Origin of the sequence: Paracoccus sp. J39 (assembly GCF_000518925.1) — a bacterium.
Classification (GTDB): domain Bacteria; phylum Pseudomonadota; class Alphaproteobacteria; order Rhodobacterales; family Rhodobacteraceae; genus Paracoccus.
Window position 1 is genome coordinate 153,044 of record NZ_JAEN01000009.1, and the last position, 22,419, is coordinate 175,462.

Annotated in this window: 20 protein-coding genes and 1 pseudogene; 20 read left to right on the top strand and 1 reads right to left on the bottom strand. The window is 67.4% G+C overall.

What is annotated here, in order from left to right; genetic code table 11:
* The first annotated feature begins 80 nt into the window (after positions 1-80).
* The 19 genes from L632_RS0110985 to L632_RS0111075 all read left to right on the top strand — a co-directional run bounded on the left by L632_RS0110985 (position 81) and on the right by L632_RS0111075 (position 20,810).
* Positions 81-755: a DUF2270 domain-containing protein gene (locus tag L632_RS0110985; protein ID WP_028716804.1), complete on the top strand. Its 675-nt coding sequence runs from the start codon at positions 81-83 to the stop codon at positions 753-755.
* Between the two features lie 68 nt (positions 756-823).
* Complete coding sequence (locus tag L632_RS0110990; protein WP_028716805.1) at positions 824-1,855, top strand: LacI family DNA-binding transcriptional regulator; 1,032 nt, start codon at positions 824-826, stop codon at positions 1,853-1,855.
* 220 nt (positions 1,856-2,075) lie between these two features.
* A complete protein-coding gene (locus L632_RS0110995) occupies positions 2,076-3,017 on the top strand; it encodes a sugar ABC transporter substrate-binding protein (RefSeq protein WP_028716806.1) in 942 nt (313 codons plus the stop codon).
* Between the two features lie 52 nt (positions 3,018-3,069).
* A complete protein-coding gene (locus L632_RS0111000) occupies positions 3,070-4,581 on the top strand; it encodes a sugar ABC transporter ATP-binding protein (protein WP_028713761.1) in 1,512 nt (503 codons plus the stop codon).
* Between the two features lie 12 nt (positions 4,582-4,593).
* Positions 4,594-5,604, top strand: a complete 1,011-nt coding sequence (locus L632_RS0111005; protein WP_051416297.1) for an ABC transporter permease — start codon at positions 4,594-4,596, stop codon at positions 5,602-5,604.
* A 124-nt stretch (positions 5,605-5,728) separates the two neighbouring features.
* Positions 5,729-6,847 carry a Gfo/Idh/MocA family protein gene (locus L632_RS0111010; RefSeq protein ID WP_028716807.1) on the top strand — a complete coding sequence of 373 codons (1,119 nt, stop codon included), beginning with the start codon at positions 5,729-5,731 and terminating at the stop codon, positions 6,845-6,847.
* Positions 6,848-6,854: 7 nt separating this feature from the next.
* Positions 6,855-7,757 (top strand): sugar phosphate isomerase/epimerase family protein, encoded by a 903-nt coding sequence (locus tag L632_RS0111015; protein WP_028713764.1) that lies wholly within the window; start codon positions 6,855-6,857, stop codon positions 7,755-7,757.
* 2 nt (positions 7,758-7,759) lie between these two features.
* On the top strand, positions 7,760-8,770 hold the full coding sequence (locus L632_RS0111020; RefSeq protein WP_028713765.1) for a Gfo/Idh/MocA family protein: 1,011 nt from the start codon (positions 7,760-7,762) through the stop codon (positions 8,768-8,770).
* Between the two features lie 8 nt (positions 8,771-8,778).
* Entirely contained in the window at positions 8,779-9,585 is an 807-nt protein-coding gene (locus L632_RS0111025; protein WP_028713766.1) for a TIM barrel protein, read from the top strand.
* Positions 9,582-11,489, top strand: coding sequence for a 5-dehydro-2-deoxygluconokinase (gene iolC, locus L632_RS0111030; RefSeq protein ID WP_028716808.1), 1,908 nt, complete (start codon positions 9,582-9,584; stop codon positions 11,487-11,489). Before L632_RS0111025 ends, iolC begins: the two co-directional genes overlap by 4 nt.
* A 121-nt stretch (positions 11,490-11,610) precedes the next feature.
* Positions 11,611-13,440, top strand: coding sequence for a 3D-(3,5/4)-trihydroxycyclohexane-1,2-dione acylhydrolase (decyclizing) (iolD, locus tag L632_RS0111035; RefSeq protein ID WP_028716809.1), 1,830 nt, complete (start codon positions 11,611-11,613; stop codon positions 13,438-13,440).
* A 10-nt stretch (positions 13,441-13,450) separates the two neighbouring features.
* Positions 13,451-14,347, top strand: a complete 897-nt coding sequence (gene iolE, locus L632_RS0111040; protein WP_028713769.1) for a myo-inosose-2 dehydratase — start codon at positions 13,451-13,453, stop codon at positions 14,345-14,347.
* A 9-nt stretch (positions 14,348-14,356) separates the two neighbouring features.
* Complete coding sequence (locus tag L632_RS0111045) at positions 14,357-14,542, top strand: hypothetical protein (protein ID WP_028713770.1); 186 nt, start codon at positions 14,357-14,359, stop codon at positions 14,540-14,542.
* Positions 14,539-15,345: a 5-deoxy-glucuronate isomerase gene (iolB, locus tag L632_RS0111050; RefSeq protein ID WP_028713771.1), complete on the top strand. Its 807-nt coding sequence runs from the start codon at positions 14,539-14,541 to the stop codon at positions 15,343-15,345. Before L632_RS0111045 ends, iolB begins: the two co-directional genes overlap by 4 nt.
* 205 nt (positions 15,346-15,550) lie before the next feature.
* Positions 15,551-17,155, top strand: coding sequence for an ABC transporter substrate-binding protein (locus tag L632_RS0111055; RefSeq protein WP_028713772.1), 1,605 nt, complete (start codon positions 15,551-15,553; stop codon positions 17,153-17,155).
* Positions 17,156-17,227: 72 nt separating this feature from the next.
* Positions 17,228-18,235, top strand: coding sequence for an ABC transporter permease subunit (locus tag L632_RS0111060; protein ID WP_028713773.1), 1,008 nt, complete (start codon positions 17,228-17,230; stop codon positions 18,233-18,235).
* Complete coding sequence (locus tag L632_RS0111065) at positions 18,232-19,134, top strand: ABC transporter permease subunit (protein WP_028713774.1); 903 nt, start codon at positions 18,232-18,234, stop codon at positions 19,132-19,134. The genes L632_RS0111060 and L632_RS0111065 overlap by 4 nt, the downstream gene beginning before the upstream one ends.
* A 3-nt stretch (positions 19,135-19,137) precedes the next feature.
* Entirely contained in the window at positions 19,138-19,974 is an 837-nt protein-coding gene (locus L632_RS22525) for an ABC transporter ATP-binding protein (RefSeq protein WP_051416298.1), read from the top strand.
* Positions 19,971-20,810, top strand: a complete 840-nt coding sequence (locus L632_RS0111075; RefSeq protein ID WP_028713775.1) for an ATP-binding cassette domain-containing protein — start codon at positions 19,971-19,973, stop codon at positions 20,808-20,810. The genes L632_RS22525 and L632_RS0111075 overlap by 4 nt, the downstream gene beginning before the upstream one ends.
* A 93-nt stretch (positions 20,811-20,903) precedes the next feature.
* On the opposite strand, the gene L632_RS0111080 is transcribed toward L632_RS0111075, so the two are convergent.
* On the bottom strand, positions 20,904-21,944 hold the full coding sequence (locus L632_RS0111080) for a lysine-2,3-aminomutase-like protein (RefSeq protein WP_028713776.1): 1,041 nt from the start codon (positions 21,942-21,944) through the stop codon (positions 20,904-20,906).
* Between the two features lie 98 nt (positions 21,945-22,042).
* Between L632_RS0111080 and L632_RS22530 the strand changes: the two are divergent.
* A pseudogene (locus L632_RS22530) lies at positions 22,043-22,419 on the top strand (VOC family protein); the annotation flags it as partial.

The following is a 22,419-nucleotide window of genomic DNA, read 5'->3' on the forward strand; positions in this document are numbered from 1 at the left end:
GCCGGGCGCCGCTGCCCGAAAATGCGGCTCTTGCCCGGAAAACCAAGCCCTGCCAATCTGGTCGCAGGGGGAATGCGCGCATGGACGGATCAGGGAACGGCCGCAAGCCGCTGGACACGGCCGAGATCGGGGCGCTGGCCCATCTCTACCGGGCCGAGATCTATCGCTCGACGATCTGGCGCACCCGGCTCGACACCACCACGAACTGGTCGGTGGTGACGCTGGGGGTGGCGCTGTCGATCACCTTTTCCTCGCCGCAGGCCTCGCCCCTGCCGCTGGTGCTGGTCGGCATCCTGATCGTCTTCTTCCTGATGCTCGAGGCGCGGCGCTATCGCTATTTCAACGTCTGGCGCGCCCGCTGCCGCTGGATGGAGCTGCATTTCATGGCCCCGATGCTCAGCGACGGCGACCTGCGGCTGGACAGCGGCTGGCAGGACCGGCTGGCCGCCGATTACCGCCGCCCGGCCTATCACGTCAGCCTGCGCACCGCCATCGGCCGGCGGATCCGGCGGAATTACTTCTGGATCCTGCTGATCCAGACCCTGGCCTATCTGGGCAAGATCGCGGTGCATCCGGCCGCGCTGCAATCGCCCGCCGAATTGCAGGATCGCGCCGCCATAGGGCCGATCCCGGGCTGGCTGGTGCTGGGGGCGGGGCTGCTCTACTGCCTGTCCTGGGGCGCCATCGCGCTGTGGAGCCTGCGCGACGACAAGCGGCGGGCACGCCATCGCCGAGACCCGCTGGGCATGGGTTGACCGCGACAGGGGCATTGCAATCCTGATAAAACTCCCTCACGATTCCCATCAAGAGAATGAGGGGAAACATGGCAGGGCGTCCGACGATCGAGGATGTGGCCAAGGCGGCCGGTGTCAGCGTGGCGACGGTGGATCGCGTGCTGAACGGCCGGGCCAAGGTGCGCGAGGAAACCGCGCGCAAGGTGTCCGAGGCGGCCGAGGCGGTCGGCTATCACGCTGCGCCGGCCATCCGGGCCCGGGCGCTGGCGCATGTGCCCGAGCTGCATCTGGGCGTGGTCCTGCAAAAGGAGCGCCATGCCTTCTATCAGGACTTCGCCGCCCGCATCGAAGAAGCCGCGCGCCATGATCCGCTGCGTCGCTGGCGGCTCAGCATCCGCTTCTCTCCCGGCCAATCGCCGGCCGACTTCGCCGAAACCATTGCCGGCATGGCCGGCAAGGTGCAGGCCGTGGCGGCGACCGGCGTCGATCATCACGACGTCACCTCGGCCGTGGCCATGCTGCGCGGGCGCGGCATCCCGGTGTTCTCGCTGCTGTCCGACTTTGCCGCCGGGGTGCGCGAAGCCTATCTGGGCACCAACAACCTCAAGACCGGGCGCACGGCGGCCTGGCTGATGCATCGCATCATGCGCCATCCGGGCAAGCTGGCACTGTTCATCGGCGGCCACCGCTTTCACGGCCATGACCTGCGCGAGGCGGGTTTTCGCAGCTATTTCCGCGAATACGCGCCGGAAATCGCCTTCCTGGAGACGATGATCAACCTGGAAACCCGGCAGCTGACCTATGAGACGACGCTGGAGATCGCCTCTCGCCATCCGAACCTCGCCGGCATCTATTGCGCCGGCGGCGGCATGGAGGGCGCCATCGCCGCCATCCAGGAGCTGGGCCTGGGCGGCAAGGTGGCGCTGATCGTGAACGAACTGACGCCGGAATCGCGGCAGGGGCTTTTGCAGGGCGTGGTCTCGGTGGTGCTGGCGACGCCCCTGCAGCCGCTGGCGGCGGACCTGCTCAGCGCCGCGGCGCATGTGCTGGAACATGGCATGGCCGAGAATCCCGGCCAGCGTTTCGTCACCTCGCTGGTCGTCACGCCCGAGAGTTTGTGATTGCCGGTGATGGAAAACTATCATAATTCGATCTTTTTATATCATCCATGATGGAAAAATCCTCTCGAACCGTTTGACCAGAATCGCTTTCTGGCGGAAATCTCCCTCACGGTCCGCGGAGGAGGATAGCGCGGGCCGGTTTGCGGGAGCGGGATCGCGTTTCGACTGCGCCGCTCCCAGGCGGGCCGGGGGCCTGCGGAACAGATAGGGGAGGACAAGGATGAGAGCATTTCTGCTGACGACCGCCTGCGCCGTTTCGGTCTCGGGCGCGGCCATGGCCGAGAATATCGGCGTGACCATGGCGCTGTTCGACGACAATTTCCTGACCGTGCTGCGCAACGGCATGCAGGAGCATGCGGCTTCGCTGGACGGCGTGACCATCCAGATCGACGACGCGCAGAACGACGTCGGCAAGCAGCTGAACCAGATCGAGAATTTCGTCGCCTCGGGCGTCGATGCGATCATCGTGAACCCGGTGGATACCGACGCCACCATCGCGATGAGCGCGGCGGCCCAGAACGCGGGCATCCCGCTGGTCTTTGTCAACCGCCAGCCGGTGAACCTGGACAGCCTGCCCGAGAAGCAGGCCTTCGTCGCCTCGGACGAAAAGGAATCCGGCACCCTGCAGACGCAGGAGATCTGCCGCCTGCTCAAGGAGCAGGGCAAGACCGAGGCCAAGGCCGTGGTGCTGATGGGCGAGCTGTCGAACCAGGCGGCGCGGATGCGGACCCAGGACATCAAGGACGTGCTGGCGACGCCGGATTGCGGCTTCATCACCATCGTGCAGGAACAGACCGCGAACTGGTCGCGCACCCAGGGCGCCGATCTGCTGAGCAACTGGCTTTCCGCCGGAACCGAATTCGACGCGGTGATCTCGAACAATGACGAGATGGCGATCGGCGCCATCCAGGCGCTGAAATCGGCGGGGCGTCCGATGGATGACGTGGTGATCGGCGGCATCGACGCGACGCAGGACGCGCTGGCGGCGATGAAGGCCGGCGATCTGGACGTGACCGTGTTCCAGGACGCGGCCGGGCAGGGCCAGGGCGCGGTCGAGACGGCGCTGAAGCTTGCCCGGGGCGAGCCGGTCGAACAGAAGGTCTATGTGCCCTTCCAGCTCGTCACCCCCGAGAACCTGGACGAGTTCCTCTCCAGGAACTGAGCCTTGCGGCGGGGCCGTCCTGGCCCCGCCCGATCAAGACAGGGGGAAGCCGATGCTTGACCGGACCAGCGCCTGGCAGGGCGAATACATTCTGGAAGTCGACAACATCACCAAGGAGTTTCCGGGCGTGAAGGCGCTCGACGGGGTGCAGCTGAAGATCCGCCCCGGCACCGTCCACGCGCTGATGGGCGAGAACGGCGCCGGCAAATCCACGCTGATGAAGATCATCGCCGGGGTCTACACCCCCGATGGCGGCGAGGTGCGCTTTGCCGGCCAGCCGCTGGACATCAAGACGCCGCTCGACGCGCTGAACTCGGGCATCGCCATGATCCACCAGGAACTGAACCTGATGAACTGGATGACGGTGGCCGAGAACATCTGGATCCGCCGCGAGCCGCTGAACCGCGTCGGGCTTGTCGATCACACCCGCATGCGGCAGATGACCGCCGATCTTCTGGGCCGGCTGAACATCCGGCTGGACCCCGACCAGCAGGTCAGCGAGCTGACCGTGGCGCAGAAGCAGATGGTCGAGATCGCCAAGGCGGTCAGCTACAATTCCGACGTGCTGATCATGGACGAGCCGACCAGCGCCATCACCGAGGCCGAGGTCGAGCATCTGTTCGCCATCATCCGCGACCTGAAATCGCGCGGCATCGGCATCGTCTACATCACCCACAAGATGAGCGAGCTGTTCGAGATCGCCGACGAGTTCACCGTCTTCCGCGACGGCAAATATGTCGGCACGCATCCGTCGAGCAGCGTGACCCGCGACGACATCATCCGCATGATGGTCGGCCGCGAGATCACCGAGATGTTCCCCAAGATCGACTGCGCGATCGGCGAGACCATCCTGGAGGTCCGCAACCTGACCCTGCCGGGCGTGTTCCACGACGTCAGCTTCGAGGTCCGCAAGGGCGAGATCCTGGGCATCGCCGGGCTCGTCGGCTCGAAACGCTCGAACGTGGCCGAGGCGATCTTCGGCGTGCATCCCGCGCCCATCGGCGACGTGCTGATCGACGGGCGGCACGTGCGGATCACCTGCCCCTCGGACGCCATGGCGCATGGCATGGCCTTCCTGACCGAGGACCGCAAGGAAAGCGGCTGCTTCCTGATCCTCGACTGCCTCGAAAACATCCAGACGGCGCTGATCACCCAGAGCCATGTGAAGAATGGCTTCATCGACCGCAAGGCCATCACCGCCAAGGCCGAGGACATGGCCCGGAAGCTGCGGGTCAAGACGCCGAGCCTGCACGAGGCGGTCGAGAACCTGTCGGGCGGCAACCAGCAGAAGCTCCTGATCGCGCGCTGGCTTCTGACCGAGCCGCGCATCCTGATCCTGGACGAACCCACGCGCGGCATCGACGTCGGCGCCAAGGCGGAAATCCACCGCCTCATCACCAATCTGGCCGCGCAGGGCGTGGCCGTCATCATGATTTCCTCGGAAATGCCCGAGGTGCTGGGAATGAGCGACCGCATCATGGTGATGCACGAAGGCCATGTGTCGGGCTTTCTCGACCGGGCCGAGGCCGATCAGGTCAAGATCATGTCGCTGGCCGCCAAGTAACGAGAGGAACCCATGTCAGACGCAAGCATGGCCGCCGCACCGCGCCGCCACCGCCCGATGATGGCGGAACTCAACATCCTTCTGGTCCTGGTCGGCATCAGCCTGACCTTCGAGATCCTGGGCTGGATCATGCAGGGGCAGAGCTTCCTGGGCAACTGGCAACGGCTGTCCATCATGATCCTGCAGGTCTCGGTGGTGGGGATCATCGCCATCGGCGTGACCCAGGTCATTATCTCGGGTGGCATCGACCTCAGTTCGGGCTCCATCGTCGGCGCCACGGCGATGATCTCGATGAGCCTCGCGCAGGCGGCGGGATACGAACGGGCGATCTATCCCGACCTGACCGGCCTGCCGGTGGTGGTGCCGGTCGCGGCGGGGCTGATCTTCGGGCTGCTTTGCGGCACCATCAACGGCGCGCTGATCGCCTATACGAAAATTCCGCCCTTCATCGCCACGCTGGGCATGATGGTGACGGCGCGCGGCTTTGCGAAATGGTATACCAAGGGCCAGCCGATCAGCTTCCCCTCGGACGGTTTCGCCGCCATCGGCCGGGGCATGATGCCGGTGCTCATCTTCCTGGTGGTGGCGCTGATCTTCCATGTCGCGCTGCGCTACACCCGCTATGGCAAGTTCACCTATGCCATCGGCGCCAACCCGCAGGCCGCCCGCGTCTCGGGCATCAATGTCGAGCGCCAGCTGGTCAAGATCTATGCCATCGCCGGGCTGCTGTCGGCGCTGGCCGGGATCGTGGTCGCGGCGCGTGGCCTGACGGCGCAGGCCGGCATGGGCACGATGTACGAGCTCGACGCCATCGCCATGGCGGTGATCGGCGGGGTGTCCTTGACCGGCGGGCGCGGCTCGATCCTGGGGACGATGATCGGCATGGTGATCTTTGGCGTCATCATCTCGGGTTTCACCTTCCTGCGGCTCGACGCCTATTATCAGGAGATGATCAAGGGCGTCATCATCGTCGCCGCCGTCGTCGCCGACGTCTATCGCCAGAAGAAGCGCAAGAAGGCGTGAGGGGGGCGATGATGAAAGGCCTGACCCTGATGGCGCCGGCAGGGGACGGAGCGCCCGGGCGCAATATCCGGTCGTTCTCCGGACCCGTCACCCCCGAGACCCTCCCGAAAGACGAGTAAGCCCGATGACCGCAACGGAGAAATCCCTCGGTGTCGCCCTGATCGGCACCGGGTTCATGGGAAAGTGCCACGCGATGGCCTGGCGCAACCTCGCCACCGCCTTCGGCGGCCTGCCGCCCCGGCTGGAGGTTCTGGCCGACACGCCCGCCGACAAGGCCGCCGGACTCGCCGCCGCCTTCGGCTTTGCCCGCGCCACCGATGACTGGCGCGCGGCGGTCGGCGATCCGGCCGTCGACGTGGTCTCGATCGCCACGCCGAACGGCATGCATCGCCAGATGGCCGAGGCGGCGCTGGCGGCGGGCAAGCATGTCTGGCTGGAAAAGCCCATGGCGCTGAGCGTCGCGGATGCCGAGGCGATGGAGGCTGCCGCCCGCGCCTCGGGCCGCGTCACCATCCTGGGCTACAACTATACCCGCTCGCCCGCCTTCCGCGCCGCCGCGGACATGGTCGCCTCGGGCGCCATCGGCCGGCCGATCCATTTCCGCGGCATCTATGACGAGGATTACATGGCCGATCCGCAGCTGCCCTGGAGCTGGCGGCTGACCCGTGCCGAAGGCGGATTGGGCGCGCTGGGGGATCTGGGCTGCCACCTGGTTTCCGTCATGCTGGCGCTGATGGGGCCGGTGGCGCGGGTCCAGGCGCAGATGGACACGGTGATCGCCCGGCGGCCGCACCAGGGCGGCACGGCCCCGGTCGAGAACGAGGACCAGGCCCAGGCGCTGGTCCGCTTCGCCTCGGGCGCCTCGGGCGAATTCTCCTGCTCGCGGGTGGCGCGCGGCTATCGCTGCCGGCTGGCCTGGGAGGTGCAGGGCACCGAGGGCACGCTGCGCTTCGACCAGGAGCGGATGAACGAGCTGTGGCTCTACCAGCCCGGCGAGGCGCAGGCGGACGGCTTCCGCCGCATCCTGACCGGTCCGGCGCAGCCCGGCTTCGCCGCCTTCTGCCCGGCCCCCGGCCATAATTTCGGCTTCAACGAGCAGAAGGTGGTCGAGGCGGAAATGCTGCGCCAGGCCATCGCCGGCACCGCCCGCGCCTGGCCCGACTTCACCGATGGGCTGACCATCGAACGCATCATCCACGGCATGGCCCGCTCTGCCGAGACCGGCCGGCCCGTCACCTTCTGAGGAAGCCATGAAAATCGCCATAGACCCCTTCATGCACCGCCACCTGCCGCTGGAGCAGATCCCCGCCAAGGTCAAGGAGCTCGGCTACGACTGGATCGAGCTGAGCCCGCGCGGCGATTTCCTGGAATGGTTCAAGGCCCCGCGCGTCTTTCCCGACCGCATCAAGGCGCTGAAGCAAGCGCTGAAGGATGCCGAGGTCGGCATCGCCAGCCTCTTGCCGATGTATCGCTGGGCCTCGAACGACGAGACCGAGCGTCAGGCCGCGGTCAGGCACTGGAAGCGCGCCATCGAGATCGCCGTCGAGCTGGGCGTGGACACCATGAACAGCGAATTCGGCCGCGGCCCGCATCCCGACAAGGGCAGCTGCTATTGCTGCCACACCGGCAGCATGATCGAGTCCTGCGAGGACGCCTGGTGGCGCAGCATGGAAGAGCTGGTGCCAATCTTCGAGCGCGAGGGCATCAACCTGCATGTCGAGCCGCATCCCGAGGACTGGTGCGAGACGCTGCAACCGGCGCTCGACATCATCCGCACGGTGAACTCGCCGCGGGTGAAGTTTCTCTATTGCGCGCCGCATACCTTCTATTTCGGCGACGACACCCGGGCGATGCTGCGCGAGGCCGCCGACGTGCTGGCGCATGTCCATGTCGGCGATACCTTCAACCACAAGGCCAGCTCGGGCCTGCGCTATATCCTGAACCCGCCGGGCACGCAGGCGCGCATCCACCAGCATCTCGACATCGGCCAGGGCGAGGTGCCCTGGGACGACTTCTTCGGCACCCTGGCCGAGATCGGCTTCGACGGCATCATGACCGCCTGCGTCTTTGCCTGGGAGGACCGCGCCGACCAGTCCGGAAAATTCATGCGCAACGAAATGCAACGCTACATCGACACCTATTGGAGCAAATGACCATGACCCTGAAGATCGGAGTGATCGGCACCGGCGCCATCGGCCAGGACCACACCCGGCGCATCAACCGGGTGCTGGCCGGTGCACGGGTCACCGCCCTGAACGACGTGAACCGCGCCAATGCCGAAGCCTGCCAGCGCGACCATGCCCCCGAGGCGCGGATCTTCGACGACCCGCATGCGCTGATCCGGGATGCGGATGTGGACGCGATCCTCGTCTGTTCCTGGGGCCAGACGCATGAGGAATACGTGCTGGCCGCCATCGCCGCCGGCAAGCCGTGCTTTTGCGAAAAGCCGCTGGCCACCACCGCCGAGGGCGCGCGCCGCATCGTCGAGGCCGAGCAGGCCGCCGGCAAGCGGCTGGTGCAGGTCGGCTTCATGCGCCGCTATGACCCCGGCTATGTCGCGCTGAAAAAGGCGGTGGGAGAGGTGACCGGCGCGCCGCTGATGGTCCATGCCGCGCATCGCAACCCGCGGGTGGGCGAGAATTACCAGACCCCGATGGCGATCCACGACACGCTGATCCACGAGATCGATGTGCTGCGCTGGCTGCTGGACGACGACTATGTCAGCGCCCGGGTGTTCTTCCCGCGCAAATCGCCCCGCGCCCATGAAAAACTGCGCGACCCGCAGGTGGTGGTGCTGGAAACCGCCAAGGGCGTGGTGATCTATGTCGAGATCTTCGTGAACTGCCATTACGGCTATGACATCCAGTGCGAGATCGTCGGCGAGGACGGCACCGCCAAGCTGCCCGAGCCGATGAGCATCCAGACCCGCTCGGGCGCCGTGCTGGGCCAGCCGATCCTGATGGACTGGAAGGACCGCTTCATCGACAGCTACGACTACGAACTGGCCGATTTCCTGAAAGCGGCGGCCGAGGGCACCGCCGCCGGCCCGACCGCCTGGGACGGCTATGTCGCCGCCGTCACCGCCGATGCCTGCGTCGCCGCCCAGGAATCCGAAGGCCAGTCCGTCAGGATCGAACTGCCCCCCCGTCCCGCCCTTTACGCCTGAGGTCCGCCATGCGCTTCGCCCTGAACCATATCGTCGCCCCCCGGCTTTCGCTGGCCGAGTTCTTCGCCCTGGCCCGCCGCCTCGGCTGCACCGAGGTCGAGATCCGCAACGACCTGCCCGACGTGACCGGCCAGGCCCCGGCCGAGATCGCCCGCATGGCCGCGGAGGCCGGGGTCTCGATCCTGTCGGTCAATGCGCTCTATCCCTTCAACCGCTGGAGCGAGGACCTCGCCGCCCGCGCCGAGCGGCTGGCCGATTTCGCCGCCGGGGCAGGGGCGCAGGCGCTGGTGCTCTGTCCGCTGAACGACGGCACCGAGATCGCCCATTCCGAGACGGTGGCGGCGCTGGACCGGCTGCGCGCCATCCTGCAGCCGCGCGGGCTGATAGGGCTGGTCGAGCCGCTGGGCTTTCCGCAAAGCGCGCTGCGCCGCAAGGCCGAGGCCGTCGCCGCCATCACCAAGGCCGGCGGGTTCGACGCCTTCCGCCTGCTGCATGACAGCTTCCACCACCATCTGGCGGGCGAGACGGAATTCTTCCCGCATCGCACCGGGCTCGTGCATGTCTCGGGCGTGACCGATCCGTCGCTGGCGGTCGCGACGATGCTGGACGGCCATCGCCTGCTGGTCGATGCCGACGACCGGCTGGAGAACGTCGCGCAGCTGCGGGCGCTGCTGGCGGACGGCTACGACGGCCCGATCAGCTTCGAGCCCTTCGCCCCCGAGGTCCATGCGCTGGAGGATATCGAAACCGCGCTGCGGGCCAGCATGGACCATCTGCGGGCGGCGGTCTCGGAACCCGTGGAGGCCAGGGGATGACCAGGACGCTGGACGTGATCACCATCGGCCGCAGCTCGGTCGATCTTTATGGCGCGCAGGTCGGCGGGCGGCTCGAGGACATGCGGTCCTTCAGCAAATATGTCGGCGGCTCTCCGACCAACATGGCCTGCGGCACGGCGCGGCTGGGGCTGCGCTCGGCCCTGATCACCCGGGTCGGCGACGAGCATATGGGCCGCTTCCTGCGCGAGGAGCTGGCGCGCGAGGGGGTGGACCTGCGCGGCGTCGCGACCGATCCCGAGCGGCTGACGGCGCTGGTGCTGCTGGGCATCCGCGACGAGGACAGCTTTCCGCTGATCTTCTATCGCGAGAACTGCGCCGACATGGCGCTGTGCGAGGACGACATCGACGAAGACCTGATCGCGCAGGCGCGTTCCGTGGTCGCCACCGGCACGCATCTGAGCCATCCGCGCACCGAGGCCGCGGTGCTGAAGGCGCTGCATCTGGCGCGCAGGCACGGGGCGCAGACGGCGCTGGATATCGACTATCGCCCGAATCTCTGGGGGCTCTCGGGCCATGGCGACGGCGAGAACCGCTTCATCGCCAGCGACACGGTGACGGCGAAGCTGCAGGCGCATCTGCCGCTTTTCGACCTAATCGTCGGCACCGAGGAGGAGTTCCACATCGCCGGCGGCTCGACCGACACGCTGGCGGCGCTGCGCGCCGTGCGCGCCGTTACGTCCGCGGTGCTGGTCTGCAAGCGCGGGGCGGCGGGGGCCGTGGCCTTCACCGGCGCCGTCGAGGGCTGGGACAGCGGCGAGACCGGGCCGGGCTTCCCGATCGAGGTCTTCAACGTGCTCGGCGCCGGGGACGGCTTCATGTCGGGGCTGCTCAAGGGCTGGCTCGACGGCGAGAGCTGGCCGCGGGCGCTGGAATACGCCAATGCCTGCGGCGCCTTCGCCGTCAGCCGCCACGGCTGCACGCCCGCCTATCCCTCGCTGGCCGAGCTGGAGTTCTTCCTGCGCCGCGGCATCCGCGAGCGGGCGCTGCGCAAGGATGCGGCGCTGGAGCGCATTCACCGCGCCACCAACCTGCATCCCCTGGAGGGCGACATCCGCGCCTTCGCCTTCGACCACCGCATGCAGCTGGAAGAGATGGAGGGTGCGACCCCGGAACGGATCGGCGCCTTCAAGCAGCTCTGCCTGCAGGCCGCGCTGGAGGTGCAGGACGGCCGCCCGGGCTATGGCATCCTGTGCGACGACCGGCTGGGACGGGCGGCGCTGCATGCGGCGGCGGGCACCGGGCTCTGGGTCGGGCGGCCCTGCGAATGGCCGGGCTCGCGTCCCCTGCGGCTGGAGCCGGAGCTGGGCGCGGCCTGCCAGGGGCTGATGGAATGGCCGGCGGGGCAGGTGGTCAAGGTGCTGTGCTTCTGCCATCCCGAGGACGATACGGCGATGCGCGCCGATCAGGAAGCGACGGTCACCCGGCTTTATCAGGCCGCGCGGGCCAATGACCTGGAATTCCTGCTGGAGATCATTCCCTCGAAGGTCGGGCCGGTGGATGACGGGACCACGGCGGCGCTGATCCGGCGCTGGTACGAGATCGGCGTCTATCCCGACTGGTGGAAGCTCGAGCCGCTGCGGTCCGATGCCGCCTGGCAGCAGGCGGTGGAGACGATCCGGGCGCATGATCCCTGGCTGCGCGGCATCGTGGTGCTGGGGCTGGAGGCGCCGGAGGCCGAGCTGGCCGCCAGTTTCGAGAAGGCGGCGAAGCACGAACTGGTGCGCGGCTTTGCCGTCGGCCGGACGATCTTCGCCGAGGTGGCGGGCGACTGGCTGGCCGGGCGCCGCAGCGATGCCGAGGCCGTGGCCGAGATGCGGCGGCGCTTTGGCCGGCTTTGCGCGCTTTGGGACCGGGCCCGGGCCGGCGCCGAGGCGGCGGCATGAGCGGGGCGCCCGGCACCCGCGGCGGAGGGGCTCTGCCCCTCTTGGCCTGCGGCCAATTCACCCCGGGATATTTGCACAAGAAAGAAGTCACGGGCGCCGGCGCGCGCCGAGGAGGAGAGGCATGAGCGAGACGATCCGGCTGACCGCCGCGCAGGCGATGATGCGCTGGCTGTCGGTGCAGATGACCGAGGAGGGCGAGCGTTTCATCGAGGCGGTCTGGGCGATCTTCGGCCATGGCAATGTCGCCGGGATCGGCGAGGCGCTGCATGGCATCGGCGACGCCCTGCCGACGCTGCGCGGCCAGAACGAACAGACCATGGCCCATGCCGCCATCGCCTGGGCCAAGACCAAGAAGCGCCGGCGCGCCATGGCGGTGACGAGCTCCATCGGGCCGGGGGCGACCAATATGGTGACCGCCGCGGCGCTGGCGCATGTGAACCGCCTGCCGCTGCTGCTGATCCCGGGCGATGTCTTTGCCGGCCGCCGCCCCGATCCGGTGCTGCAGCAGATCGAGGATTTCGGCGACGGCACCGTTTCGGCCAATGACTGCTTCCGGCCGGTCAGCCGCTATTTCGACCGCATCTCGCGGCCCGAGCATCTGCTGACCGCGCTGCCGCGCGCCATGCAGGTGATGACCGATCCGGCGAATTGCGGGCCGGTGACGCTTGCCTTCTGCCAGGACGTGCAGGCCGAGGCCTGGGACTGGCCCGCGGCGTTCTTTGCGCCCAAGGTCTGGCGCATCCGCCGGCCCGAGCCGGACGCGGCCGAGCTGGCCGAGATCGTCGCGCTGATCCGCAAGGCCGAGCGGCCGGTGATCGTTTCGGGCGGCGGCGTGATTTATTCCGGGGCCGAGGCCGCGCTGCTGGATTTCGCCAGGCGCCACCGCATTCCCCTGGTCGAGACCCAGGCCGGCAAGGGCGCCGTCGACTGGCGCGAGGAGTTGAACCTCGGCTCTCCCGGCGTCACCGGCACCGATGCCGGCAATGCCGCCTGTGCGCGGGCCGACCTGATCATCGGGGTCGGGACGCGGTTCCAGGATTTCACCACCGGCTCCTGGACCGCCTTCGCCAATCCGGGGCGGCGGCTGGTCTCGATCAACCTCACGGGCTATGACGCGGCGAAGCACGGCGCGGTGCCGCTGGTGGCGGATGCCCGGGTGGCGCTGGAGCGGATCGGCGCGGCGCTTGGCGCGCATCGCTTCGCCGAGCCGGACCTGCGGCCGCGCGCCGACTGGTTCGCGCTGGCCGACAAGGCCATGGCGGCGCCGAACCATGACGGGCCGCCCTCGGATGCGCAGGTGATCGGCGCGGTGCAGCGCGTCGCCGGCGAGAACACCGTGGTGATCTGCGCGGCCGGCACCATGCCCGGCGCCTTGCAGGTGCTGTGGCGCGCCAGCCCCGGCGGCTATCACATGGAATACGGCTATAGCTGCATGGGCTACGAGGTGGCCGGCGCGCTAGGCATCGCCATGGCCCGGCCCGAGGCCGAGGTGGTCTGCATGGTCGGCGACGGCAGCTACATGATGGCCAACAGCGAGCTGGCGACGGCCGTCACGCTGAAGGTGCCCTTCACCGTGGTGCTGACCGACAACCGGGGCTATGGCTGCATCAACCGGCTGCAGCAGGAATGCGGCGGCGAGGAATTCAACAACATGTATGCCAGCTCGAACCTGGTCGAGGAGCCGCAGATCGACTTCGTCGCCCATGCCGCCAGCATGGGGGCGCATGCCGAGAAGGTCTCGGGCATCGCCGCGCTCGAATCCGCGATCCGTGCCGCGCGCGGCCGCGACATCCCCAGCGTCATCGTGATCGACACCGAGGCCCTGACCGGCGCCGGGATCGGCGGCGGCTGGTGGGACGTCGCCGTTCCCGAGGTCGGCCAGAGCGACAAGCTGAGGGCCGCCCGCAAGACATATGAAACCTGGCTGCGAAAACAGCGGCTTGTCAATTGAGGCTCGACCCATGATCCTTTTCGGAACCAATCCCATCGCCTGGGCCAATGACGACGACCAGTCGATCGGCGCCGATATCCCGACCGAGCAGATCCTCCACGAGGCGGGCCAGCTCATCGGCTTCGACGGCATCGAGAACGGCCATCGCTGGCCCGACGAACCGCTGGCGCTCAAGGAACTCTTGGGCCGCTACGGGCTGAAATTCATCTCGGGCTGGTATTCGACCGCGCTGCTGACCCGATCGGTCGAGGAGGAGATCGCGGCGGTGCAGGGGCATCTGGCCAAGCTCAAGGCCAATGGCTGCAAGGTCTGCATCGCCTGCGAATGCTCGAACACCGTGCATGGCCGGCCGGACGTGCCGGTCAATGCCCGGCCGCGCCTGACGCCCGCCGAGATGGCCGCGTTCGGCCGCAGGATGGAGGAATTCGCGCAGTATCTGGCGGGGCAGGGCATCACGCTGGCCTATCACCACCACATGGGCACCGTGGTCGAAAGCCCCGAGGAGATCGACGCCTTCATGGCCGCGACCGGGCCGGCGACGCATCTGCTGTTCGATGCCGGGCATTGCACCTTCGGCGGCGGCGATCCCGAGGCGGTGCTGAGGAAGCATGTCGGCCGGGTGGCGCATTTCCATGCCAAGAACATCCGCCGCGCCGTGACCGAGGAGGTGCGCGCCCGGGACATGAGCTTCCTGCAGGGCGTGCTGGCCGGGGCCTTCACCGTGCCGGGCGATCCCGAGGGCGCCATCGACTTCCAGCCGCTGCTGAAGATCCTGGCCGAGGCCGGCTATGACGGCTGGCTGGTGATCGAGGCCGAGCAGGACCCCGGCAAGCGCAACCCGCTGGAATACCAGTCGCTTGGGCTGAAATCGCTCAAGGATATGGCGCGTGCCGCCGGGCTGCACTAGGCTGGCGCCATGCTGGTCGATCCCCAACACCCGTTCTTCCGCCCGCTTTGGATCCGTGTCCTCTGCGTCCTGCTGCCGCTGCTCTGGGCAGGGTTCGAGGCCGCCAGCGGCGCGGTCTTCTGGGCGATCCTGTTCGGCGCGGCGGGGGTCTATCTTTTCGTCACGCTTTTCCTGAACCGCAGCGAGGACCGATGACTCTCTTGCGCAAACCGGCCGGCCAGCACGGTCTTGTCCATCACATCACCCCCGAAGGCGCGGGTTGGTCCCATGTCGGCTTCGACCTCTGGCGGCTCGGGCCCGGCGAAGTGGCCGAGGGCCATACCGGCGGCATGGAGGCGATCCTGGTGATCGTCGAGGGCAAGGCCCGCATCGCCGGCGCCGGCCGGGACTGGGGCGAGATCGGCGAACGGCTGGACGTGTTCGAAAAGACCCCGCCGCATTGCCTCTATCTGCCCGACGGCAGCGACTGGCGGGCCGAGGCCGTGACGCCGCTGACGCTGGCCGTTTGCCTCGCCCCCGGCAAGGGCGGCCATCCCGCCCGCCGCATCGGCCCCGAGGGCATCGCGCTGACCCAGCGCGGGCAGGGCGCCAATACCCGCTTCATCAACAACATCGCCATGGAGGCCGAGGATTACTGCGACAGCCTGCTGGTGACCGAGGTCTTTACCCCGGAAGGGAACTGGTCGAGCTATCCGCCGCATCGCCATGACGAGGACGACTTTCCCCGCATGACCTATCTGGAGGAGACCTATTACCACCGGCTGAATCCGCCGCAGGGCTACGGCATCCAGCGGGTCTTTACCGACGACGGCAGCCTGGACGAGACCATGGCGGTCAGGAACCACGATGTCGTGCTGGTGCCGCGCGGCCACCATCCCTGCGGCGTACCCTATGGCTACGAGATGTATTACCTGAACGTCATGGCCGGACCGATCCGCAAATGGCGTTACGAGAATCATCCCGACCACGCCTGGATATGGGAGCGCGACAACGCCTGAACCGGGCGGTCCAGCCCGCTTTCGGGCGTGCCTCCGGCCTCTGCTCTCTCATGCCTGCCGGCGAAACGCCGTAAATCGGCCAAAATTTACGGCGTTTCGCAGCGTCATTGCGGCAAAATGACGACAAGACCCGGCAGAGCACTTGACCTGTCAGGCAGATTCGTTTGCATCAGGTCAGGGAATATCTCTAGACATGGGAGGCATTATGTCGTTCTTCTCCACCCGCATGCTCGCGGCGTCGGCCTTTGCGCTGATGGCCGCCGCGCCGCTGCATGCCAAGACATTCGTCTATTGCTCGGAAGGCTCGCCCGAGGGTTTCGACGCGGCGCCCTATACATCGGGCACCACCTTCGACGCCTCGGGCCATGCCATCTACAACCGCCTGGTGCAGTTCAAGCCCGGCACGACCGAGATCGAGCCGGCGCTGGCGGAAAGCTGGGACGTGTCCGAGGACGGTCTGGAATACACCTTCCACCTGCGCCAGGGCGTGAAGTTCCATTCCAACGACAAGTTCACGCCCTCGCGCGATTTCAACGCCGATGACGTGATCTTCACCTTCGAGCGCCAGGCCAGCGCCGACCACCCCTGGCACGAATACATCCCCGGCATCACCTACGAATATTATTCCTCGATGGAGATGGACAAGCTGATCAAGTCCATCGAGAAGGTCGACGACCACACGGTGAAATTCACCCTCAACCAGCCCGAGGCGCCGTTCCTGGCCAACGTGGCGATGCCTTTCGTCTCGATCGTCTCGAAGGAATATGCCGATGCGCTGGACGCCGCCGGCACCCGCGAGGACCTGAACAACGCCCCCATCGGCACCGGCCCGTTCCGCTTCGTCGCCTATCAGAAGGACGCGGTGATCCGCTACCAGAAGAACGCCGATTACTGGGGCGAGGCGCCCAAGATCGACGACCTGGTCTTTGCCATCACCCCCGACGCCTCGGTGCGGCTGCAAAAGCTCAAGGCCGGCGAATGCCACCTGATGCCCTATCCCGCGCCCGCCGACCTGGACGAGATCCGGGCCGACCCGAACCTCAAGCTGGACGAGCAGCCCGGCCTGAACGTCGGCTATCTGGCCTATAACACCACCGTCGCGCCCTTCGACAATCCGCAGGTCCGCAAGGCGCTGAACATGGCGATGGACAAGCAGGCGATGATCGACGCCGTCTATCAAGGCAATGCCGAGGTCGCCAAGAACCCGATCCCGCCGACCATGTGGTCCTATAACGACGCGGTCGAGGACGACGCCTACGATCCCGACGCGGCCAAGCAGATGCTCGAGGAAGCCGGCGTCCAGAACCTGAGCATGGAGATCTGGGCGATGCCGGTGCAGCGTCCCTACATGCCCAACGCCCGCCGCGCCGCCGAACTGATCCAGAGCGATTTCGCCAAGGTCGGCGTCAAGGTGGACATTGTCAGCTACGAATGGGGCGAATACCTGAAGAAATCGATGGAAGAGGGCCGCAAGGGCGCCGTCATTCTGGGCTGGACCGGCGACAACGGCGATCCGGACAACTTCCTGTCGGTCCTGCTGTCCTGCGCTTCGGCCAATCCGGGCGGGGCGAACCGCGCCTTCTGGTGCAACCAGGAGTTCTCGGACCTGCTGGCGAAGGCCAAGGCCAGCTCGGACCATGACGAGCGCGTGAAGCTTTACGAAGAAGCGCAGCTCGTCTTCAAGCGCGAGGCGCCCTGGGCCACGCTGGCGCATTCGACGCAATACGTGCCGATGGCCAAGAACGTGACCGGCTTCGTGCAGTCGCCGCTGGGCGACTATGCCTTCGACACCGTGGACCTGACCGAATAAGGCCGGTCCCGGACTGAAACTATCGCGGCCGTGCAGGGAATTTTCCCTGCACGGCCCTTAGGTTAGGGTTCGATGCTCAGATTCATCCTCAAGAAACTGCTTTACCTGGTCCCGACGATGATCGGGATCACGCTGGTGGCCTTCGGCTTCATCCGCCTGCTGCCGGGCGACCCGGTGCTGCTGATGGCCGGCGAGCGCGGCGTCTCGCCCGAGCGTTACGCCCAGATTGCGGCGCAGCTTGGCTATGACAAGCCGGTCTGGCAGCAATATCTGCACTATCTCGGCAATCTGCTTCAGGGCGACCTGGGCAATTCGCTGGTGACCAAGAAGCCGGTGCTGACCGAGTTCCTGGCGCTGTTCCCGGCCACGGTCGAGCTTGGCCTGGTGGCCATCGTCCTGGCCACGGTGATCGGCGTGCCGGTGGGCGTGATCGCGGCGATCAAGCGCGGCAGCTGGTTCGACCAGTTCTCGATGACCGCGGCGCTGGTCGGGTTCTCGATGCCGATCTTCTGGTGGGGGCTTCTGCTCATCATCCTGTTTTCCGGCGTGCTGGGCTGGACCCCGGTCTCGGGCCGCATCTCGCTGATGTATTTCTTTCCGCCGGTGACCGGCTTCATGCTGATCGACAGCCTGATCTCGGGGCAGAAGGGCGCCTTCGCCTCGGCGTTCAGCCACCTGATCCTGCCCTCGATCGTGCTGGCGACCATTCCGCTGGCGGTGATCGCCCGCCAGACCCGCTCGGCCATGCTTGAGGTGATGGGCGAGGATTACGTGCGCACCGCCCGCGCCAAGGGCCTGTCGCCGCGCCGGGTGATCGGCGTGCATGCGCTGCGCAACGCCATGATCCCGGTCATCACCACCATCGGCTTGCAGATCGGCGTGCTGATGGCCGGCGCCATCCTGACCGAGACGATCTTTTCCTGGCCCGGCATCGGCAAGTGGATGATCGATTCGATCTCGCGCCGCGACTATCCGGTGGTGCAGTCGGGCCTGCTGCTGATCGCCGCCATCGTGATGATCGTGAACCTGATCGTCGACCTGACCTATGGTCTCATCAACCCGAGGATCCGGCACAAATGACCGATACCACCGTCAAGATCTCGGACGCGGCCATCCGCCGCCGGATGCTGCGCGAGTTCTGGTTCTACTTCAGCCAGAACCGCGGCGCGGTGATCGGCCTCGTCGTCTTCGTCCTGCTGGTGCTGACCGCCGTCTTCGCCCCGCTGATCGCGCCGCATGACCCCACCCAGCAATACCGCGGCGCGCTGCTGGTGCCGCCGATCTGGCAAGAGGGCGGCCGGGCCGGCTTCCTGCTCGGCACCGATGCCGTGGGCCGGGACATCCTGTCGCGGCTGATCTACGGCGCGCAATATTCGCTGTTCATCGGCATCGTCGTCGTCGCCATCGCGCTGACCGGCGGCATCATCATCGGGCTTGTCGCCGGCTTCTTCGGCGGCTGGGTGGACACCGTCATCATGCGGGTCATGGACGTGGTGCTGGCCTTCCCCTCGCTGCTGCTGGCGCTGGTGCTGGTCGCGGTGCTGGGGCCGGGACTGACCAATGCGATGATCGCCATCGCCATCGTCTACCAGCCGCATTTCGCCCGCCTGACCCGCGCCGCGGTGATGGGAGAAAAGGCGCGCGAATACGTCACCGCCGCCAAGGTGGCCGGGGCGTCGAACCTGCGGCTGATGTTCAGGACCATCCTGCCCAACTGCCTGGCGCCCCTGATCGTGCAGGCGACACTGAGCTTCTCCTCGGCGGTGCTCGACTCCGCCGCGCTGGGTTTCCTCGGCATGGGCGCGCAGCCGCCGGCCTCGGAATGGGGCACCATGCTGGCCGAGGCGCGCGAGTTCATCCTGCGTGCCTGGTGGGTGGTGACCTTCCCCGGCCTCGCCATCCTGGTCTCGGTGCTGGCGATCAACCTGATGGGCGACGGGCTTCGCGACGCGCTCGACCCGAAACTGAAGCGGAGCTGAGCCATGGCCTTGCTGAATATCCGCAACCTGACCGTGCGCTTCGCCACCTCGACCGGCAGCTTCACCGCCGTGGACGGCATCGACGTGCGCGTCGACAAGGGCGAGGTGCTGGCCATCGTGGGCGAGTCGGGCTCGGGCAAGTCGGTCTCGATGCTGGCGGCGATGGGGCTCTTGCCCGACACCGCCACCGTCACCGCCGACGAGATGAGCTTCGACGGCAAGGACCTGCTGCGCATGACGCCGCGCCAGCGCCGCCGCGTCATCGGGCGCGAGATCACCATGATCTTCCAGGAGCCCATCGCCTCGCTGAACCCCAGCTTCACCACCGGCTACCAGATCGAGGAGGTGCTGCGTTTCAACGCCGGCCTCTCGAAGCGGGCCGCGCGGGCAAGGGCGCTGGAGCTCTACCGCCAGGTCGGCATCCCCGACCCCGAGGAGAAGCTGAAAAGCTACCCGCACCAGATGTCCGGCGGGCAATGCCAGCGGGTGATGATCGCCATGGCCATCGCCACCAACCCGCGCCTGCTGATCGCGGACGAGCCGACCACGGCGCTGGACGTGACCATCCAGAAGCAGATCCTCGACCTGCTGATGAAGCTGCAGGAACAGACCGGCATGGCGCTGATCCTGATCACCCACGACATGGGCGTGGTGGCCGAGACCGCCGACCGCGTGCAGGTGCAATACAAGGGCCGGAAGATGGAAGAGGCCGACGTGCTGTCGCTGTTCGAGGCGCCGAAACACCCCTATACCCGTGCGCTGCTCTCGGCCCTGCCGGAAAACGCCACCGGCGACCGCCTGCCCACCGTCGGCAGCTTTCTCGAGGAGGCCCCGCAATGAGTGTCGTCGAAGGGCGCAACCTGATCCGCGACTATTACGTCCCCGGCTCGCTGACCCGTGCCGCCAAGATGGTGCGCGCGGTCAAGGGCATCAGCTTCTCGGTGGAGCGCGGCAAGACCCTGGCCATCGTCGGGGAATCCGGCTCGGGCAAGTCGACACTGGCGCGGATCATCGCGCTGATCGACCCGGCCTCGGGCGGCGAGCTGCTGATCGACGGCAAGCCGGTGGACATCGCCAAGGCGCGGCTGACGCGCGAGATGCGCTCCAAGGTGCAGATGGTGTTCCAGAACCCCTATGGCAGCCTGAATCCGCGCCAGAAGATCGGCGACGTGCTGATGGAGCCGCTGCTTCTGAACACCGACACCCCCGCCGCCGAACGGCGCCGCCGCGCCGAGGAGATGCTGGTCAAGGTCGGCCTCCCCCCCGAGGTGTTCAACCGCTACCCGCATATGTTCTCGGGCGGCCAGCGCCAGCGCATCGCCATCGCCCGGGCCTTGATGCTGAACCCGACGCTCTTGGTGCTGGACGAGCCGGTCTCGGCGCTGGACCTTTCGGTGCAGGCGCAGGTCCTGAACCTGCTCGCCGACCTGCAGGAGGAGTTCAACCTGGCCTATGTCTTCATCAGCCACGACCTGTCGGTGGTGCGCTATATCGCCGATGACGTGCTGGTGATGAACAAGGGCGAGGCGGTGGAACAGGGCAGCCGCGAGGCGGTCTTCGCCGACCCCCGCCATCCCTATACGCGCGAGCTTTTCGCCGCGACCCCGGTCACGGATGTCGAGGCGATCCGCGAGCGCGTGGCGCGCCGCAAGGCGCTGCGCGCCGCGACCGCCTGACGAACCGCCCCGGGGCGCGCAAACGGCCCCGGGGCGGACTTCTTTCTTGTCCAAATATCCTCGGGGGGTCCGGGGGGCGAAGCGCCCCCGGCCTCAGCCGTCCGGATCGCGATATTCGTGCCTTTGCCCGCGCCAGTCCCGGATCAGGTAACGGCCGGGCCCGGCCTCCTCGACATAGCCCGGTCCCAGCGGCACCTTGCCATGCCCGCCGGGCAGGTCCAGCACATAGGTCGGCAGGCAAGTCCCCGAGAGACGGCCGCGCAGGCCCGCCATGATCGCCTGCCCCTCGGCGATCGAGATGCGGAAATGGCCGGTGCCGCGCGCCAGGTCGCAGTGATGCAGGTAATAGGGCTTGACCCGGTTGCGGATCAGCGTCCGGAACAGATCGGCCAGCACCGCCGCATCGGCGTTCACCCCCTTCAGCAGGACGGTCTGCGACAGCAGCGGCAGGCCCGCATCGGCCAGCCGGGCCAGCGCGGCCAGCGCCTCTGCCGTCAGCTCCTGCGGGTGGTTGGTGTGGACCACCACCCAGACCGCCAGCCGCCCGGGGCGCAGCGCCGCCAGCATCGCCGCGTCGATGCGGCCCGGGGCCACCACCGGCACGCGGGTGTGGAAGCGGACGATATCGACATGCGGGATCGCTTCCAGCCGCGCCATCAACGCCGCGATGCGCCGCGCCGACAGCACCATCGGATCGCCGCCGGTCAGGATCACCTCGTGGATCGCCGGGCTGCGGGCGATATAGTCCAGCGCCGCCGCCAGCGCCGGCTCGGGCAGGGTGCCGTCCTCGCCCACGACCTCGCGGCGAAAGCAGAAGCGGCAATAGACCTCGCATGTTTTGGTGACATGCAGGATCACCCGGTCGGGATAACGATGCGTCAGGCCGGGCGTCGGGCTGTGCGCCTCGTCCCCGATCGGATCGGCCAGTTCCTCGGCGCGGATCTGCAGCTCGCGCGCATCGGGCACGAATTGCGCGGCGATGCCGTCGCCGGGCGTGCGCATGGCCTCGCGCATGGCGGGCGAGATGCGGATGCGGAACTCGGCCGCCACCGCGTCCAGCGCCTCGGTCCGGGCGGGATCGGCCAGCCCGGCCTCGACCAGGGCAGGGACGGTGGTGATGGGGCGCTGCGGCAAGACGGCCTCTCGCGGTGGACGGGAAGGGCGGTTTATCGCCCCCCGGGCCGATCTTGGCAAGAGCGGGCCTTGCCGCATGGTTCGGGGCAGCGCCAGGCTGGCTGGCCGAACCGAACCCGCGCCCCGAGGGCTTCGGCCGCGAGATCAAGTATTTCGACATCAAGGGCAAGCAGACCGGCCTGGTCAGCCGGGCGCTGACCTCGCCCGACGGCAAGATCCGCATCCCGATCAACGAATCCACNGACGACCACAGCCAGATCGAGGAATANCTGCGCGAATACAAGGGCGAGGGCATCCAGCACATCGCCATCGCCTCCGAGGACATCTATGCCGGCACCGACNNNATCGCCGCGGCCGGCATGGCGTTCATGCCCGGACCGCCGGACACCTATTACGAGATGTCGCATCGCCGGGTGAAAGGCCATCAGGAGCCCATCGAGCGCATGAAGAAGCACGGCATCCTGATCGACGGCGA

Bases quoted from the DNA above. Each gene is read 5' to 3' on its own strand.
- L632_RS0110985 (WP_028716804.1), top strand. From the start codon at position 81: ATGGACGGATCAGGGAACGGCCGCAAGCCGCTGGACACGGCCGAGATC.
- L632_RS0111045 (WP_028713770.1), top strand. From the start codon at position 14,357: ATGCTGGTCGATCCCCAACACCCGTTCTTCCGCCCGCTTTGGATCCGT.
- L632_RS0111065 (WP_028713774.1), top strand. From the start codon at position 18,232: ATGACCGATACCACCGTCAAGATCTCGGACGCGGCCATCCGCCGCCGG.
- L632_RS0111020 (WP_028713765.1), top strand. From the start codon at position 7,760: ATGACCCTGAAGATCGGAGTGATCGGCACCGGCGCCATCGGCCAGGAC.
- L632_RS0111060 (WP_028713773.1), top strand. From the start codon at position 17,228: ATGCTCAGATTCATCCTCAAGAAACTGCTTTACCTGGTCCCGACGATG.
- L632_RS0111000 (WP_028713761.1), top strand. From the start codon at position 3,070: ATGCTTGACCGGACCAGCGCCTGGCAGGGCGAATACATTCTGGAAGTC.
- L632_RS0111015 (WP_028713764.1), top strand. From the start codon at position 6,855: ATGAAAATCGCCATAGACCCCTTCATGCACCGCCACCTGCCGCTGGAG.
- iolD (WP_028716809.1), top strand. From the start codon at position 11,611: ATGAGCGAGACGATCCGGCTGACCGCCGCGCAGGCGATGATGCGCTGG.
- L632_RS0111005 (WP_051416297.1), top strand. From the start codon at position 4,594: ATGTCAGACGCAAGCATGGCCGCCGCACCGCGCCGCCACCGCCCGATG.
- iolB (WP_028713771.1), top strand. From the start codon at position 14,539: ATGACTCTCTTGCGCAAACCGGCCGGCCAGCACGGTCTTGTCCATCAC.
- L632_RS0111025 (WP_028713766.1), top strand. From the start codon at position 8,779: ATGCGCTTCGCCCTGAACCATATCGTCGCCCCCCGGCTTTCGCTGGCC.
- iolE (WP_028713769.1), top strand. From the start codon at position 13,451: ATGATCCTTTTCGGAACCAATCCCATCGCCTGGGCCAATGACGACGAC.
- iolC (WP_028716808.1), top strand. From the start codon at position 9,582: ATGACCAGGACGCTGGACGTGATCACCATCGGCCGCAGCTCGGTCGAT.
- L632_RS22525 (WP_051416298.1), top strand. From the start codon at position 19,138: ATGGCCTTGCTGAATATCCGCAACCTGACCGTGCGCTTCGCCACCTCG.
- L632_RS0110995 (WP_028716806.1), top strand. From the start codon at position 2,076: ATGAGAGCATTTCTGCTGACGACCGCCTGCGCCGTTTCGGTCTCGGGC.
- L632_RS0111055 (WP_028713772.1), top strand. From the start codon at position 15,551: ATGTCGTTCTTCTCCACCCGCATGCTCGCGGCGTCGGCCTTTGCGCTG.
- L632_RS0111010 (WP_028716807.1), top strand. From the start codon at position 5,729: ATGACCGCAACGGAGAAATCCCTCGGTGTCGCCCTGATCGGCACCGGG.
- L632_RS0110990 (WP_028716805.1), top strand. From the start codon at position 824: ATGGCAGGGCGTCCGACGATCGAGGATGTGGCCAAGGCGGCCGGTGTC.
- L632_RS0111075 (WP_028713775.1), top strand. From the start codon at position 19,971: ATGAGTGTCGTCGAAGGGCGCAACCTGATCCGCGACTATTACGTCCCC.